Raw genomic sequence first — 15683 nt, forward strand, 5'->3', positions numbered from 1 at the left:
AGCATGGTGACGACGACGTCGGCGGAGCGTTGCAGCAGGGCCAGTACGGGGGTCTCGGGTCCGACGCCGGCGGCGGTCAGGCGGCGGGCCAGGGCGTTGGCCCGTCCGTTGAGCTCGGCCGCGGTCAGGCGGACCTCGCCGCAGACCACCGCCTCGGCGTCCGGGTCGGCCGCCACCCGCGCCTCGAAGATTTCAGCAAGATTGTTCGATAAAGAGGGGGATTTCACGAAACCTCCAGTTTGGAGCATGGCGGTGAACCTGCGGGGAGGAGGACATCTCGTGGCCCGGGAGGCGCGGGCCGGGAGCACGGACCGTGGTTCCGCGCTCCGGAAAAACCGCGAAAAGCAGGAAAACCGGCGAGGTGCCGGGCGGACGTGCGGGTCCCGCCGACTCAGGACCCGGAAAGGCTGCGCGGCCGCATATCGGTCCAGTGCGCGTTGATGAAGTCGAGGCAGCCCTGCCGGCTGTCCTCGCCGTGCGCGACCTCCCAGCCGCCCGGGACGTCGATGGAAACCGGCCAGAGGGAGTGCTGTCCCTCGCCGTTCACCAGGACGAGGTAGCGGCCGTTTTCTTCTTCGAACGGGTTGCTCATGTGAACTCCGTGCCGTCAGGTGTGGTCGTCCGTGCCATCCGGGTGATCGGACGCAGTGGTACCACGCGGGGCCCGCCGATGGCCGGACACACCCGTCCTGTATTGAATAGTGCGAATCCGGAGTATGCCGTTCGAGACCGCGGTGCTGTCAACCCTTGACAGCACCGGAGAAACACCACAAGATCCCGCTATGCCGGGGATCACCGGCAGAAGACGGGGGAGAAGAACGATGACCGGCCGCGCCTCGCCGCCTGCCCGCACGCGCCGGACCCCGGCCCGGGCCCCAGGTCAGACGTAGAGCCGGAGCAGGTCCTCCTCGGTCTCGCGGCGCACGATCACCCGCGCCGCCCCGTCGCGCACCGCCACCACCGGCGGCCTGGTCACGTGGTTGTAGTTGCTGGCCATCGACCGCTGGTAGGCGCCCGAGGCGGGGATCGCCAGCAGGTCGCCCGGCCGCACGTCGGCCGGCAGCGGCAGGTCGCGGACGAGCACGTCGCCGCTCTCGCAGTGCCTGCCGACCACGGTGACCGGCCGCTCCGGGGCGTCCGAGGCGCGGGAGGCCAGGACCGCGGTGTAGGCGGCGCCGTACATCGCCGGGCGCGGGTTGTCGCTCATCCCGCCGTCCACGCTGACGTAGGTCCGCACGCCGGGGATGTCCTTGACGGTGCCGACCTCGTAGAGGGCGACGGCGGTGGGCCCGGCGATGGAGCGGCCGGGCTCGACGGCGAGCCGTACCCGGGAGGGCACGGCCGCGCGCAGCGCGGCGACCACCTCGGCGGGGCTCGGCGGCACCGGGTCGCCCGGCCGGTGCACGATGCCCAGGCCGCCGCCCAGGTCCAGCTTGGGGATCGTCACGCCGTGCTCGTCCTCGCAGGCGGTGAGGAAGGCGGCCATCCGGCCGGCGGCCAGGGTGAAGCCGCCGAGGTCGGTGATCTGCGAGCCGATGTGGGAGTGCAGGCCGGCCAGCTCCAGCGAGTCCTCCGCCAGGACGCGGCGGACCGCCTCGGCGGCCAGGCCGGCGTTCAGTGAGAAGCCGAACTTCGAGTCGTCGCCGCCGGTGGCGATGAACTCGTGGGTGTGGGCCGTGACGCCCGGGGTGACCCGGATCATCACGCGCTGGCGCGTCCCGGCCTCGGCGGCCAGGGCGGCGAGCCGTTCGATCTCGGTGAAGGAGTCCACGACCACGCAGCCGACGCCCCAGGCGACGGCGCGGCGCAGCTCGGCGACGGACTTGTTGTTGCCGTGGAAGACCACCCGCGCCGGGTCCATGCCCCCGGCCATGGCGACGGCCAGCTCGCCTCCGGTGCACACGTCGAGGCAGAGCCCGGCGGTGTCCAGCCAGCGCACCACCTGCGGGCAGAGGAACGCCTTGCCGCCGTAGTGCACCTCCCCGTCGGGGAGGGCGTCGCGCCACAGCGCGCAGCGGGCGAGGAACTCCTCCTCGTCGATGACGTAGGCGGGCGTGCCGAACTCGGCGGCCAGGTCGCGCACGCCGATCCCGCCGAGGCGCAGCTCCCCGCCGGTCCACTCCGCGGTGCGCGGCCAGCCGTTCTCGATCACCAGGCTCATGGGTGACGACGGTAGGGCCGGGCGGTCGCCGTACGGGCGGAGCATCGAATATTTCGGGGCTCAGACTCGCAAGCATTCAGGTGTGTTCGGGTCGTTATCCACCGTCGGCACGATGAGCTGCACTATTCGCAAAGCAGGAGGTTCCGTGACAAAGCGCCTGTATTCAGTCGTTGCTGCCGCGCTGGTCGTCTCGGCACTCGCCGGCGGCTGCGGGCGCTCGTCGTCGGGGAGCGACACGAGCGGCGCCGCCGCGGCGGCCGGCAAGTCCGCCAAGGACCTGGTGCCCGAGTCGGTGCGCAAGACCGGCGAACTCCGGATGGCGACCTCGGAGGGCTACCCGCCCATGGAGATGTACAAGGAGGGCACCCAGGAGCTCATCGGCGTCGACCCCGACCTGGCCGCCGCCATCGCCGCCAAGCTCGGGCTCAAGGCCAAGGTGACCAACGCCGCCTTCGACGGCCTCGTCCCCGGCCTGCAGGCGAGCAACTGGGACATCGCCATGTCCTCGATGAGCGACACCGAGGAGCGCCGCGCGGCCGTCGACTTCGTCGACTACTTCAACGCCGGCGGCGCCATCATGGTCAAGAAGGGCAACCCCGAGGGCATCAAGACCCTTGAGGACCTGTGCGGCCGGTCCGTCGTGCTGGCCAAGGGCAGCTCCAACCTCGCCATCGGCCAGCGCCAGGATGACAAGTGCGCCGACAAGATGAAGATCATCCAGAGCGAGGACGCCCCCACCGGCCTGCTGAGCATCGACTCCGGCCGGGCCGTCGCGACCATCGTCGACTCGCCCGTCGCGGCGATGTACGCCAAGGAGACCGGCAAGTACGACGTGCTGTCCGAGCAGTACGACGCCGGCCCCTGGGGCATCGCGATCGACCGGCGCAACACCGGCCTGCGCGACGCCGTGGCCAAGGCCATGCAGGAGCTGATCGCCGACGGCGGTTACCGGCAGATCCTGGAGAAGTACGGCGTGGCCGCCAACGCCGTCCCCGAGGTCATGGTGAACACCAAGCCGTGGAAGTGACCAAGACCCCCGGGGCGCCCGGGACCTCCGCCGCCGCCCAGGAGCCGGACCTGCCCATCGACGCGATCCGCCCGCCCCGGCCCGGCCGGTGGATCGCGGCGCTCGTCGCCGGGTTCGTCCTGGTCTGGCTCGCCTACACGATCATCGTCAACGAGAACCTGCACTGGGACGTCATCGTCGCCTACCTCGGTGACGGCCGGGTCCTGGGCGGCCTGTGGGTCACCATCCAGCTCACCGTGCTGTCGATGGCCATCGGCCTGGCCCTGGGCGTCCTCGCCGCGGTGATGCAGCTGTCCGGCAGCGCCGTCCTGCGGGGCGCCTCGGCCCTGTACACCTGGTTCTTCCGCGGCACCCCGCTGCTGGTCCAGCTCATCTTCTGGTTCAACATCGGCCTGGTCTTCCCCACCTTCGGCATCGGCGTCCCCTTCGACGGCCCCAAGCTGTTCCAGTGGCAGGCCAACGAGCTGATCACGCCCTTCACCGCGGCCCTGCTCGGCCTCGGCATCAACGAGGGCGCCTACATGGCCGAGATCGTCCGGGCGGGCATCCGCTCGGTGGACCCCGGCCAGCGCGAGGCGGCCGAGTCGCTCGGCATGTCGCACCGGCAGGTGCTGCGCCGGGTCGTGCTGCCCCAGGCGATGCGGGTGATCGTCCCGCCCACTGGCAACCAGTTCATCTCGATGCTCAAGACCACCTCGATGGTCTCGGTCATCGCCGGAGCAGAGCTGCTCACCGTCTCCCAGCGCATCTACCTGGGCAACTTCGAGGTCATCGCGATGCTGATCGTGGCCTCCATCTGGTACATGGTGCTCACCACCATCGCGAGCGTCGGCCAGCACTTCCTCGAGAAGCGCTTCGAGCGCGGTCACCACGCGCTGCCGGCCAGGATCCGCCGCAACCTGCGGCCGTTCGGCAGGGGGAACGCGTGACGACCGGAACCGGGACCCGGCCCATGGTGCGGATCAGCTCGGTACGCAAGTGCTTCGGCGCGGTCGAGGTGCTCAAGGGCATCAGCCTGGACGTGCCCGTGGGCGGCGTGGTCTGCGTCGTCGGCCCCTCCGGGTCCGGCAAGTCGACGCTGCTGCGCTGCGTCAACCGCCTGGAGACCATCGACTCCGGCCGCATCTGGGTCGACGGCGACCTCATCGGCTACGCCGAGCGCGACGGTCGGCTGCACCACCTCAGCCCCGCCGCCCTGTCCCGCCAGAAGCAGGACATCGGCATGGTCTTCCAGCGCTTCCACCTGTTCCCGCACCGCACCGCGCTGGAGAACGTCATGGAGGGCCCCGTCGTGGTCAGGGGCGTCCCCAAGGACAAGGCCCGCACCCGGGCGATGGAGCTGCTGGAACGCGTCGGCCTGGCCGACCGCGCCGGCCACTACCCGGCCCAGCTCTCCGGCGGCCAGCAGCAGCGCGTGGCGATCGCCCGCAGCCTGGCCATGGACCCCAAGCTGATGCTCTTCGACGAGCCGACCAGCGCCCTCGACCCCGAGCTGGTCCAGGAAGTCCTCGCCGTCATGCGCGACCTGGCCGCCAGCGGCATGACCATGATGGTGGTGACCCACGAGATGGGCTTCGCCCGCGAGGTCGGCGACGACCTGATCTTCATCGACGGGGGAGTGGTCGTCGAGCGCGGCAACCCCCGCGAAGTGCTCGCCGCCCCCCGCCACGAGCGCTTCCGCGCCTTCCTGGGGCAGGTGCTTTGAGCGGCCTCGACCTGCTGCTGACCGGCGGCCTGGTGATCGACGGCACCGACGGTCCCGACGCGGCCCGGCACGCCGACGTCGGCGTCCGCGCCGGCCGCCTCACCGTCCTGCCGCCCGGCTCCCGCGCCGGAGCCCGGGAGGTGCGCGACGTCACCGGCCTGGCCGTCGCGCCCGGGTTCATCGACGTGCACACCCACTCCGACGGCGTCACCCTGATCGGCGGCGAGACGGGCCGCGACCTGGCCGGCGCCTCCGTGCTGCAGGGCGTCACCGTCGAGATCTGCGGCAACTGCGGCTCCAGCCTCTTTCCCGCGCTGCCGGAACGGCTGACCGCGATGCGCGCCGAGACCCGCGTCTCCTTCGGCGGCGACGTCGGGATGTACGAGGGCTTCGCCGAGTTCGCCGCCGCGCACGCCGCCGTGCCCCGCGCCAACCACCTGGCCTCGCTGGTCGGGCACGGCACGCTGCGCTCGGGGGTGATGGGGCCGGTGGACCGGCCCGCCACCGCCGCCGAGCTGGAGACCATGTGCGCGCTGCTGGACCGGGCGCTGGCGGCGGGCGCCGCCGGCCTGTCCACCGGCCTCATCTACACCCCCGGCACCTACGCCGGCACCGGCGAGGTGACCGCGCTCGCGGCCGTCGCCGCCCGGCACGGCAAGCCGTACGTCACCCACCTGCGCGACGAGATGTCCCGGGTGGAGGAGGCGCTGGAGGAGGCCGTGGAGATCGCCCGCGGCAGCGGCGCGGCGCTGCACGTCTCCCACCACAAGACCGCCGGGAAGTACGCCTGGGGGAGGACCGAGCGGACCCTGCCCAGGATCGCCGCGCTGCGCGCCGGAGGGATGGACGTCACCTGCGACGTCTATCCCTATACTGCGGGAAGCACGGCGCTGGCCGCGATGCTCCCGCCCTGGGCCTCCGAGGGAGGGGTCGCCGCGCTCACGGTGCGCCTGGCCGACCCCGGCCAGCGTGACCTGATGCGCAGGGCCATCGCCGAGGGCGTGCACGGCTGGGAGAACACCGTGGGCAACGGCGGGTGGGACCGCATCTCGGTCGCCTGCGCGCCCCGCCACCCCGAGACGGAGGGGCACACGATCGCCGAGCTGGCCGCCGCCCGCGGCGAGGACCCCCTCGACGTGGCCGCCGCCCTTCTCGTGGCCGAACAGGGCGAGGTCACCATCATCAGCCACTCGATGATCGAGGATGACGTGCGGCGGGTGCTGGCGGCGCCGTACTCGATGATCGGCTCCGACGGGGTGCCCAAGCCGGGCGGCCGGCCTCACCCGCGCTGGGCGGGGACGTTCCCGCGGGTGCTGGGCCGCTACGTCCGGGAGCTGGGCCTGCTCGACCTGCCCACGGCGGTGCACAAGATGACCGGCATGGCGGCGAAGCGGTTCGGGCTGGCCGGGCGCGGCGTGATCGCCGATGGCGCCCACGCCGACCTGGTCGTCTTCGACCCCGGCACGGTCGCCGACGGCGCCACCTTCGCCGACCCGCTGCTGCCGCCGGCGGGCGTCCACTCGGTGCTCGTCGCCGGTGAGACGGTGGTCCGCGACGGCGCCGGGACCGGCGCCGGGCCCGGGGCGGTGCTGGCGGTATGACAACCGGTCACGGCGGTACGGGCACCGTACGGCGGACGACGGAGGGGACGGGACGATGACCGAGTACGGCACGCCGGACGGCCCGGCGAACCGGGAGGGCCCGGCGGGACCGGACGCTCCGGGCGATCCGCGGGATCCACGGGATCCGGACGGTCTGGACGGTCTGGACGGTCCCGGCACGGTCGCGGTTTCCGTGCCCGGCATGATCTCCCGCCACGAGGACGCCGAGTTGGTCCTGGCCAGCACCGGCAAGCTGCTGCTGCTGGCCGCCGCGGCCCGGGACATCGCCGGCGGCGCGCTGGAGGAGGCCGAGACCGTGGAGATCCGCCCCGATGACCGCTGCGGCGGCTCCGGCCTGATGGGCGCGCTGTCCGGCGACCGCTGGCCGGTCGGGGATCTCGCGGTGCTGGTCGCCTCGGTGAGCGACAACACCGCCACCAACGCGCTGCTGCGCCGGATCGGCCTGGACCGGGTCGCCGAGGTCGCCGCCGGGCTGGGCCTCACGCGCACCCGCGTCCTGGACCGGATCCGCGAGCCCCGGCTGCCGTCGCATCCGCCGGCCTTCGCCCTCGGCACGGCCGGCGAGCTGGCCCGGTTCGCCGCCCGGCTCGACGGCGCGGAGGAGTGGAGCCGGACCATGCTGCGCTGGATGGCGCACAACACCGACCGGAGCCTGGTGCCCGCGCTGCTGCCGCACGAGCCCGAGGACCGCGAGATCCCCGCCGCGCCCCCGCGCGGGATGGTCTGGGTGGCCAACAAGACCGGCACCGACACCGGCGTGCGCGCCGACGTGGGCGTCATGATCGGCCCGGAGCGGCGGATCGGCTACGCCGTGGTGGCCAACGGGCCCGCCGGGAGCGAGCACGCCCTGGTGCGGAGCGCCCGCCGGGCGGGCCTGGCCATCGCCCGCCTGGCGGGCCTCACCTCCTGAGGCTCCACCGGGGAAACCTCCTGAGGCTCACCCCCCTGAGGTCTCACCGGGGAAGCCTCCTGAAGCTCCTCTTCCAAGGCTCCACCGGGAAAGCCTCCTGAGGCTCCCCTCTCCCGAGGCCCCACCGGGAAAGCCCGAACGCCCGGATCCCCGTCGCGGGGATCCGGGCGTTCTCACGAGCCGGCGGGCGCGGGCGGGTGCGCCCGCCGTACCGCCCCGGGAGTCCGGTGCGCCGGTTCCTCAGGAACCCGGCACGCCGGGAACGGCCCCCGGGGACGGCGGTTCAGGAGGCGGCGAGGGCGGGGTTGGCGTGGTGGGCGACCGGCTCGCCGCGCAGGTAGCGGGCCACGTCCTCGGCGACGATCCGCGCCGCCTTGGCCGCCGTCTCCTTGCTGGCCCCCGCCAGGTGCGGGGTCATCACCAGGTTGGGCGTGGTGAGCAGGCGGGACCCCTCGGGGATGGGCTCGGTGGGGAAAACGTCCACCGCGGCGCCGAACAGGTGACCCGAGTCCAGGGCGTCGCACAGGGCGTCGTAGTCGAGCAGCGCGCCCCGGGCGCAGTTGACCAGCACCGACCCGGCGGGCATCAGCGCGATCCGCTTCGCGTCGATCATGCCGGTGGTCTCCGGGGTGACCCGGGCGTGCAGGGACACGAAGCGGGAACGGCTCAGCAGCTCCTCCAGCCCCACCTGGCCGGGGACGCCGGTGACGTAGGGGTCGTACACCAGAACCTCGGCGCCGAACCCCTCCAGCATGCGGGCCACCCGGCTGCCGATCGCGCCGTAGCCGACCAGGCCGACCGTGCCGCCCTCCAGCTCCGGGCCCACGTGGTCGTACATGTAGTAGTCGCCCCGCCACACGCCCCGGGCGAGGTCGGCGTTGGTCTGCGGGATACGCCGGGTGGCGGCCAGGAGCATGGCCAGCGTGTGCTCGGCGGTGGCGACCGCGTTGCGGCCGGGCGCGAACGTGACGGTCACCCCGGCCTCGGTGGCGGCCTGGAGGTTGGCGTTGACCGGGCCGCCCCGGCTGACGCAGAACAGCTTCAGGTCGGGGCAGGCGGCGAGGACACGCTCGGTCAGCGGGGCCATCTGGGTCACGCAGACCTCCACGCCGCGCAGCGCCTCGATCAGCTCCTCCTCCACGTCGGACGCCTCGTCGACCTCGCCCACCCGGCCGAACGGCACGACCGGCCACGGCAGGGTCAGCTCGCGGATGTCGGCGTCACCGGGGACCACCTGCCTGAGCGCGTCCACCAGGAGGTCGCTGCGCACGAAGTGGTCACCGGCGGCGAGGATTCGGATGGTCAACGAACGGCTCCAATCGGAGAGTTGAACTGCAGGATCGCGACCTGCCCGTCGTCGAGGCGCAGCTCGGTGACGGCGCAGTTGTCCAGGCGCGGGAAGAGCCGCCGGTAGGAACCGAGCGGCACCCCGATGAGCCCGCACAGCGCGAGCCTGATGACGGTCGTGTGGGCCACCACCAGCACCCGCCCGCCGGGGTGGGCGGCGGTGATGTCGCGCAGGGCGGCGGTGAACCGGGCGGCGGCCCGCCCGGGGTCCTCGCCCCCGGGCAGCGGATGGGCGGCGGGATCGGCCTCGAAGGCGGCGCGGGCCTCGGGGAACCGCTCGTGCATCTCGGCGGAGGTCAGCCCCTCGCCCCGGCCGAAGTCGAGCTCGCACAGCCGGGCGTCCACCCGCGGCTCGACGTCCGCCGCGCGGGCGCTCGCCTCGGCGGTGATCCGGGCCCGGCTCAGCGTGGACGTCCAGACGGCGGCGAGCCCGGCCGCGGCGGACCAGGCGGCCAGCCGTCCGGCCTGCTCGTGGCCGCGCGGGGTCAGTTCGACGTCGGTGACGCCGGCGTAGCGGTTCTCGGCGTGCCAGACGGTCTCGCCGTGGCGGGCCAGTACGAGCCGGGTCATCGGGTGCTCCTTCTCCGGGCGTGGGCGGCGGCCTCCGGGGGCAGCCAGCCGCGGTCCTCCAGTTCGGCGACGAACCGCAGGTAGTGCTCGCGCAGGTCCTCGCCGCCGGGTTCGACGACCTCGCGGGTGCGGACCATCCGCGCCGCCGAGGCGGGCCCGGCGGCGAGGACGGCCATGCCGAGCGCGGGCTCGGCGTTCTCCCGCAGGGTCACCGGCCGTCCCAGCACGGCGGCCCTGACCCGGTTCCAGTAGGCGCTGCGGGTCGCGCCGCCGGTCAGCACGATCTCGCCGTCCACCGGAGCGCCGAGCAGGTCGAGGTAGTCGAAGCAGAGCCGCTCGATGTAGGCGGCGCCGCGCAGGATCGCGGCGTAGCGGTCGACGTCGTCGCCGACGTGGCCGAGGGTGAAGCCCTCCGCCTCCGGCGCGGCGAACGGGAACCGCTCACCCCGGGAGACCAGCGGGTAGACGGTGGCGGACGGGTCGGCGGAGGAGCCGCCGGATCCGAAGCGCCCGGCGGCCAGGCGGCTGAGGGCGTCGAGGTCACGCCCGGCCAGGTCGCGGGCCAGCACGCCCGCGCCGGTGCTGGACGCGCCGCCCGGCAGCCACGAGCCGTCCGGGGCGCGGTGGGAGTAGACGACGCCCAGCGGGTCGTGGACCAGCTCCCGGGTGACGCCCTTGAGCACCAGCGTGGTGCCCATCACCGAGTTCCAGCTCCCGGGCGTGAGGGCGCCCGCGCCGAGCTGCGCCGCGCACCCGTCGGTCGTCCCGGCGACCACCGGCGTGCCCGCCGGGATGCCGGTGGCCTCGGCGGCCCCGGCGCAGACCTCGCCGAGCACGGTGCCGGGCCGTACCACGCCGGGCAGCACGGAGGCGGGGACGCCGAGGGCGTCCAGGACGTCCGACGGCCAGCGCTCGTCGATCAGGTCCACGCCCGTCTTCAGCGCGTTGCTCAGGTCGGTGGCGACCGGCCGGCCCGTCAGGCGGCGGTTGACGAAGTCGTTCTGGTGCGCCAGGCGCGCCCCGGCCGGGGCGTCGCGCAGCAGCCACAGCAGCTTGGGCAGCGCCCAGTTGGCCTGCATGCGGCGGTAGCCGAGCCGGTCCCACACGTGCGCGCCGGCCTCGTTGACCCGCTCGACCTCGCCGGCCGCCCGCCGGTCGTCGTACATCAGCCCGGGGGTGAGGGGCCGGCCGTCGTCGCCGGTGAGCAGGATCGTGCCGGAGGTGGCGTCCACGGCCACGCCGCCGACGGGACCGGGCGGCACGTCGCGCAGCGCCTCGCGGGCGGCGGCGGCCAGCCGCTCCCACCACTGCTCGGGGTCCTGCTCGTGCCGGGGGCCGTCGCGGCGGCTGGTCAGCGGCCTGCTCGCCGCGCCGAGCACCCGGCCGTCACCGGTGACGGCCATCACGCGCACACTCTGCGTGCCCAGGTCTATGCCGATCCACACGCTCATGAGCGGCTCCTCGTCTCGGCGAGCAGCGGCCAGGACCGGGCGGCGGTCTCACGCAGCGCGAGGAAGTCCCGGTAGAAGGTCTCGTAGGCGCCGGGCCGCGGCCGTACGGCGTCGCGCAGCCGCACGTGGCGCCCGGCCGCCTCTTCGAGATCGGTGGCGGCGCCCGTCGCGGTCAGGCCGACGAGGAAGGCGCCGCGGGCTCCGACCTCGGCGTCGGCCGGCCGGAGCACCGGCAGGCCGGTGACGTCGGCGATCATCCGCAGCCACAGGTCGCTCGCCGAGCCGCCGCCGCACACCCGCAGCTCCCGCACGGCGGGGCCGAAGGCGTCCAGGCAGTCGCGGACGACGAACGTGAGGCCCTCGAACACGGCGCGGGCGATGTGCTCGCGGTCGTGGTCGAACGACATGCCGAGGAAGGAGCCCCGGGCGAACGGGTCGCAGAACGGCGCCCGCTCCCCGGCGGGGGACAGGTAGGGCAGGAACGCCAGCCCGCCCGCGCCCGGCGGGCTCGCCGCGGCCAGCTCGCCGAGGGCGGCCGGTCCGGGCAGCCCGAGCAGGCGGCAGACCCAGTTGATCACCTCGACCCCGGCGAAGGTGGGGAAGGCCCGCAGGTAGCCGCCGGGGGCCGCGATCGTGATGCCCACGGCGGGGCCGTCGAGGCCGGGTTCGGCGACGATGGTCTCGGTGCACAGCGTGGTGCCCAGGATGCTGCACGCCCGGCCGTCGCCCACCGCGCCCGCCCCGACGGCGGTGGAGACGATGTCGTAGGGGGCCATCACGACCGGGGTACCGGCGGGCAGGCCCAGCGACGCGGCGGCGGAGGCGGTGAGCGCGGCGACGCGGTGCGCGTCGCCGCGCGGCTCGGGCAGCAGCCGCGCGGCCCACTCCAGGCCGAACAGCGCCATCAGCTCGGGGGAGTAGGCACGGGCGCGCAGGTCCATGAACGGCGCCGAGGCGTCGGACTCGTCCGCGGCGACCTCCCCGGTCAGCCGGGAGAAGATCCATCCGCCGCAGGTCAGCAGGGCCGCGGAGCGTTCCAGCCGCTCGGGGTCGTGCTCCCGCAGCCAGGTGAGGATGGCGTGCGGCAGCCCCGAGGCGGCGGCGGAGCCGTTGACGCGGAAGGCGCGCCCGGCCACGCCGGAGCGGTTCCAGGCGTCCACCGCGGCCGTGGCCCGGCCGTCGTTCCACAGGATCGCCGGGCCGGTCGGCTCACCGTCGGGGCCGACCAGCCAGGCGCCGTCGCCCTGGGCGGTGACCGCGACGAAGTCGACGGTCCCGGCCGAGGCGCCGGCGAGCCGGTCGGCGACCGCGCGCACCGTGCGCGCGACCGCCGCCCAGACCGTGTTCATGTCCTGCTCGGCGTGGCCGGGCGCGGGGCGGGACACGCCGGTCTCCTGCCGGGCGACCGCGACCTCCGCCCCCGCCTCGTCGTAGCCGACCGCCTTGACCACCGTGGTTCCGGCGTCGACGCAGATCGCCGCCATCAGGCCCGCCCGTGGGAGGTCCGCGACTTGCGCGCGATCGAGTCGACGACCACGGCCAGCAGCAGCACCACGCCCGTCACCACGAACCGGATGGAGGAGTCGAGGTTCAGCAGCGTCAGGCCGCTGGAGATCGACTGGATGACGATCATGCCGAGCAGCGCGCCGAACGCGGTGCCTCGCCCGCCGAACAGGCTCGTCCCGCCGATCACGGCGGCGGCGATGGCGTTGAGGTTCACGTCGCCGGCGCCGCTGCTCTGGTTGGCGGCGGCCAGCCGGGCGGCGGCGAGGATGCCGCCCACCGCGGCGAAGGAGGAGCAGAGCATGAACACCGAGGTGTAGACGGCCCGGACGTTGATGCCGGCCCGTCGCGCGGCCTCCACGTTGCCGCCGACGGCGTAGACCGACCTGCCCCACTTGGTGCGCGACAGCAGGTAGTGCATGACCAGCACCATCGCGACGAACAGGACGAACATCCAGCCGACGCCGCGGGTCTGCCCGAGATACCAGACCACGAACGTCAGCACCGCCAGCAGCGCGATGCTCCGTACGGCCAGCATGGAGGTGGTCCTGGCCGAAAGGCCCGCCCGGCGGCGCTCCCGGGCGTGGAGGTGGCCGCTGGCGAACAGCCCGGCCGCGGCGACGACCGCGAAGGTGTACGACAGCCACTGCGGCACGAAGGCCAGCTGCGCGAAGTTCACCAGGGCCGAGTCGAACGGCAGGTTGATCGACCCCTTGGTGCCCAGCACGTACAGCTGCAGGCCGAGGAAGGCCAGCAACCCGGCCAGCGTGATGACGAAGCTCGGCACGCCGAAGCGGTTGAACAGCTGGGCGTACACCCAGCCGATCGCCGCGCTCAGCGCGACCGCCGCCAGGATGGCCGCCCAGACCGGCAGCCCCTTGTCGACGAACAGCACCGCCAGCACCGCGCCGGACAGGCCGCTGACCGAACCGACCGACAGGTCGATCTCCCCGACCAGCAGCACGCACACGATGCCGAGCGCGATGACGCCGACCGCGGCCGACTCCAGCGTGAGGTTGACCAGGTTGGTGCTGGACAGGAAGACCGGGTTGAGGACCTGCAGCACGGCCCAGATCACGACGAGCCCGACCACGACGGGGATCACGCCGAGGTCGCCGCCGCGGGCCCGCTCGATCACGTCGGTGATCGCGCCGCGCAGCCCCTCGCGGCTCTGCAGCCGCTCGTCCTGGCGGTCGGTGGCGAGCGTGGTGGTCATGAGAGCCCCTCCTTGCGGCGCGCCCGGCGCTGCGACACCACGTTGTCGGTGGCGCCGGTGATGGCGGCGATGATGTCCTCGACCGAGACGTCGTTCACGTCGAACACCCCGTTGTTACGGCCCAGCCGCAGCACGGCCACGGTGTCGGCGACCGCCTTCACGTCCGCCATGTTGTGGCTGATCATGATGACGCCCAGACCGTTCTCCCGGAGCCGTTCGACCAGGTTGAGCACCTCGGCCGTCTGCGCGACGCCCAGGGCGGCGGTCGGCTCGTCGAGAATGATGATCTTCGGGTCGCCGAGCAGCGACCTGGCGATCGCGACGGTCTGCCGCTGGCCGCCCGACAGCGACGCCACCGGCACCCGCACGCTGGGGATCTTCGCCGAGAGCTGGCGGAGCAGCTCCCACGAGCGCGTCTCCATCGCCACCTCGTTCAGCCGGAGCGGACGGAGCTCCTGACCGAGGAAGAGGTTCTGGATCACGTTGAGGTTCTCGCACAGCGCGAGGTCCTGGAAGACGGTGGCGATGCCGAGCCGGTGAGCGGCCGCCGGACTCGGGATGTCGACCGTCTTCGAGTCGAAGGTGATCGTGCCGGAGTCCGGCGAGTGCACGCCCGACAGGACCTTGACCAGCGTCGACTTGCCGGCGCCGTTGTCGCCGACGACGGCCACGACCTGACCCGCCGCCACATCGAGGTCGATGTCGGTGAGCGCGGCGACCGCACCGAAGGTCTTGTTGATCCCGCGCAGGGACAGGACGCTGTCTTTTTGCTGGGTGGCGGACAAAGGGGGCTCCTCGAGATCTACTTGATGCCGAGCTCGGCGCATCCCTTGGCGTACTCACCCGTGCACACCTCGGACGCCTTCATGATTCCGCTCTGGAACAGCACCTCGTTGATGTTCTCCCTGGTCACGACCGTGGGGGTGAACAGCTCCGAGGGAGTGTCGTAGAGGGTGGTCTTGCCCGCGGGCTTCTCTCCCCGCACGAACCGGTAGGCCACGTCGGCCGCGGCCTCGGCCACGGTCTTGATGGGCTTGGAGATCGTGTTGTACTGGTCGCCGGAGATGATGCGCTGGGCGGCGGCCGACTCGGCGTCGTTGCCGGTGACCGGCGGCACCTTCACGTCCGCCGCCTTGAACGCGGCGATCGAGCCGCCTCCGGTGCCGTCGTTGGCCGCCACCACGCCCGCGATCTGGTCGCGGAACTTGGTGATCTGGCCGCTGACCCAGCCCTGGGCCTTCTCCGGCGACCAGTCGGGGGTGTCGTACTCGGCCAGCAGCTTGAAGCCGCTGGGGTCGACCGCGCTGTGGATGCCCTTCTTGATCAGGCCGGCGGCGGCGTCCGTCGGGGAGCCGTTGACCTGGAGGATCCCGCCCTCGGCGTTCTCCTTCTTGAGGTGGTCGACCAGGGACTGGCCGATCATCGAGCCGATCTTCTCGTTGTCGAACGAGACGTAGTAGTCGGCCGGGGTGGTGGGGATCGGCCGGTCGTAGGCGATGACCGGCACGTTCTGCGCCTGCGCCGACTTGACGATGGTCGCGGCGGCGGCGGAGTCGACGGGGTCGATCACGATGGCCTTGACGCCCTGGGCCAGCGCCGAGTTGGCCTGCTGCTGCTGCTTGGAGGCGTCGGAGTCGGCGTTCTGGTAGATGACCGTGCAGCTCGGGCACAGCTGCTTCATCTTCGCCTCGAACAGCGGCTTGTCGGCCAGCTCGTACCGGGTGGAGGCGAGGTCGGGCATGAGGAAGGCCACCTTGGCGTTCTCCGCGCTCCCGCCGCCGCTGCCGCCGGTGCCGCCGTCCGCTCCGGTGGAGCCGGAAGCACAGGCGGTGAGTGCCGCGCCTGCGATGACCGCCACCGCGGCGAACGCCGATGTCCGCATATGAGCTTTCTTCACGGATTCTTCCCTTGCTTGCTGTGTCCTCGCGGAGCGGATCTGCTACGCGGTCCCCCGAGGTCGGGCACGGTCCGCTACACGCGGTGATGCGCCGTGGCCGAACACGCTAGCGCGTGTCCGGAATATTTGTCCAGCAAAAGTGTTCAGGGATTTTCCAGGCCCGTGACCTGGTGTTCATACGCGCGTGGTGGCCGGGGATCCCTTCCCGGGGATGGGGCGTGCGCGGGCGGCCCGCCGGGCGAGCGGGGGCGTCACCGTCCGTCAGCGGGCCCGG

Annotated in this window: 15 protein-coding genes; 5 read left to right on the forward strand and 10 right to left on the reverse strand. The window is 73.0% G+C overall.

Features of this window, described 5'->3' with window-relative positions:
* From IEZ10_RS24080 to lysA, 3 genes are all read right to left on the reverse strand, one after another.
* A partial coding sequence (locus IEZ10_RS24080; protein ID WP_229811587.1) for an AMP-binding protein occupies nt 1-227 on the reverse strand: 227 nt, incomplete at its 3' end.
* A 164-nt stretch (nt 228-391) separates the two neighbouring features.
* A complete protein-coding gene (locus IEZ10_RS24085; RefSeq protein ID WP_189248796.1) occupies nt 392-592 on the reverse strand; it encodes an MbtH family protein in 201 nt (66 codons plus the stop codon).
* A 288-nt stretch (nt 593-880) separates the two neighbouring features.
* Nucleotides 881-2161: a diaminopimelate decarboxylase gene (gene lysA / locus IEZ10_RS24090; RefSeq protein ID WP_229811588.1), complete on the reverse strand. Its 1281-nt coding sequence runs from the start codon at nt 2159-2161 to the stop codon at nt 881-883.
* Between the two features lie 145 nt (nt 2162-2306).
* Between lysA and IEZ10_RS24095 the strand changes: the two genes are divergently transcribed.
* The 5 genes from IEZ10_RS24095 to IEZ10_RS24115 all read left to right on the forward strand — a co-directional run bounded on the left by IEZ10_RS24095 (nt 2307) and on the right by IEZ10_RS24115 (nt 7425).
* Nucleotides 2307-3188 carry an ABC transporter substrate-binding protein gene (locus tag IEZ10_RS24095; RefSeq protein WP_229811589.1) on the forward strand — a complete coding sequence of 294 codons (882 nt, stop codon included), beginning with the start codon at nt 2307-2309 and terminating at the stop codon, nt 3186-3188.
* Nucleotides 3179-4117, forward strand: a complete 939-nt coding sequence (locus tag IEZ10_RS24100) for an ABC transporter permease subunit (protein WP_229811590.1) — start codon at nt 3179-3181, stop codon at nt 4115-4117. Before IEZ10_RS24095 ends, IEZ10_RS24100 begins: the two co-directional genes overlap by 10 nt.
* A gap of 23 nt (nt 4118-4140) precedes the next feature.
* A complete protein-coding gene (locus IEZ10_RS24105; protein ID WP_179828915.1) occupies nt 4141-4893 on the forward strand; it encodes an amino acid ABC transporter ATP-binding protein in 753 nt (250 codons plus the stop codon).
* Nucleotides 4890-6494, forward strand: a complete 1605-nt coding sequence (locus IEZ10_RS24110) for an N-acyl-D-amino-acid deacylase family protein (RefSeq protein WP_189248799.1) — start codon at nt 4890-4892, stop codon at nt 6492-6494. Before IEZ10_RS24105 ends, IEZ10_RS24110 begins: the two co-directional genes overlap by 4 nt.
* Before the next feature lie 202 nt (nt 6495-6696).
* Complete coding sequence (locus IEZ10_RS24115; protein WP_189248800.1) at nt 6697-7425, forward strand: serine hydrolase; 729 nt, start codon at nt 6697-6699, stop codon at nt 7423-7425.
* Nucleotides 7426-7708: 283 nt separating this feature from the next.
* Here IEZ10_RS24115 and IEZ10_RS24120 read toward each other — a convergent pair whose 3' ends face one another.
* The 7 genes from IEZ10_RS24120 to IEZ10_RS24150 are packed head-to-tail and all read right to left on the reverse strand — an operon-like array spanning nt 7709 to nt 15409.
* Nucleotides 7709-8731 (reverse strand): 2-hydroxyacid dehydrogenase, encoded by a 1023-nt coding sequence (locus IEZ10_RS24120; RefSeq protein WP_189248801.1) that lies wholly within the window; start codon nt 8729-8731, stop codon nt 7709-7711.
* Complete coding sequence (locus tag IEZ10_RS24125; RefSeq protein WP_189248802.1) at nt 8728-9342, reverse strand: histidine phosphatase family protein; 615 nt, start codon at nt 9340-9342, stop codon at nt 8728-8730. Before IEZ10_RS24125 ends, IEZ10_RS24120 begins: the two co-directional genes overlap by 4 nt.
* Nucleotides 9339-10793 carry an FGGY-family carbohydrate kinase gene (locus IEZ10_RS24130; RefSeq protein WP_189248803.1) on the reverse strand — a complete coding sequence of 485 codons (1455 nt, stop codon included), beginning with the start codon at nt 10791-10793 and terminating at the stop codon, nt 9339-9341. Before IEZ10_RS24130 ends, IEZ10_RS24125 begins: the two co-directional genes overlap by 4 nt.
* Nucleotides 10790-12277, reverse strand: coding sequence for an FGGY-family carbohydrate kinase (locus IEZ10_RS24135; protein ID WP_189248804.1), 1488 nt, complete (start codon nt 12275-12277; stop codon nt 10790-10792). The genes IEZ10_RS24130 and IEZ10_RS24135 overlap by 4 nt, the downstream gene beginning before the upstream one ends.
* A complete protein-coding gene (locus IEZ10_RS24140) occupies nt 12277-13512 on the reverse strand; it encodes a sugar ABC transporter permease (RefSeq protein ID WP_189248805.1) in 1236 nt (411 codons plus the stop codon). Before IEZ10_RS24140 ends, IEZ10_RS24135 begins: the two co-directional genes overlap by 1 nt.
* Nucleotides 13509-14297: an ATP-binding cassette domain-containing protein gene (locus IEZ10_RS24145; protein ID WP_229811591.1), complete on the reverse strand. Its 789-nt coding sequence runs from the start codon at nt 14295-14297 to the stop codon at nt 13509-13511. The genes IEZ10_RS24140 and IEZ10_RS24145 overlap by 4 nt, the downstream gene beginning before the upstream one ends.
* A gap of 17 nt (nt 14298-14314) precedes the next feature.
* Nucleotides 14315-15409: an ABC transporter substrate-binding protein gene (locus IEZ10_RS24150; protein WP_229811592.1), complete on the reverse strand. Its 1095-nt coding sequence runs from the start codon at nt 15407-15409 to the stop codon at nt 14315-14317.
* Nucleotides 15410-15683 lie beyond the last annotated feature (274 nt).

The sequence above is a fragment of the Streptosporangium pseudovulgare genome (assembly GCF_014648055.1).
Lineage (GTDB): Bacteria > Actinomycetota > Actinomycetes > Streptosporangiales > Streptosporangiaceae > Streptosporangium > Streptosporangium pseudovulgare.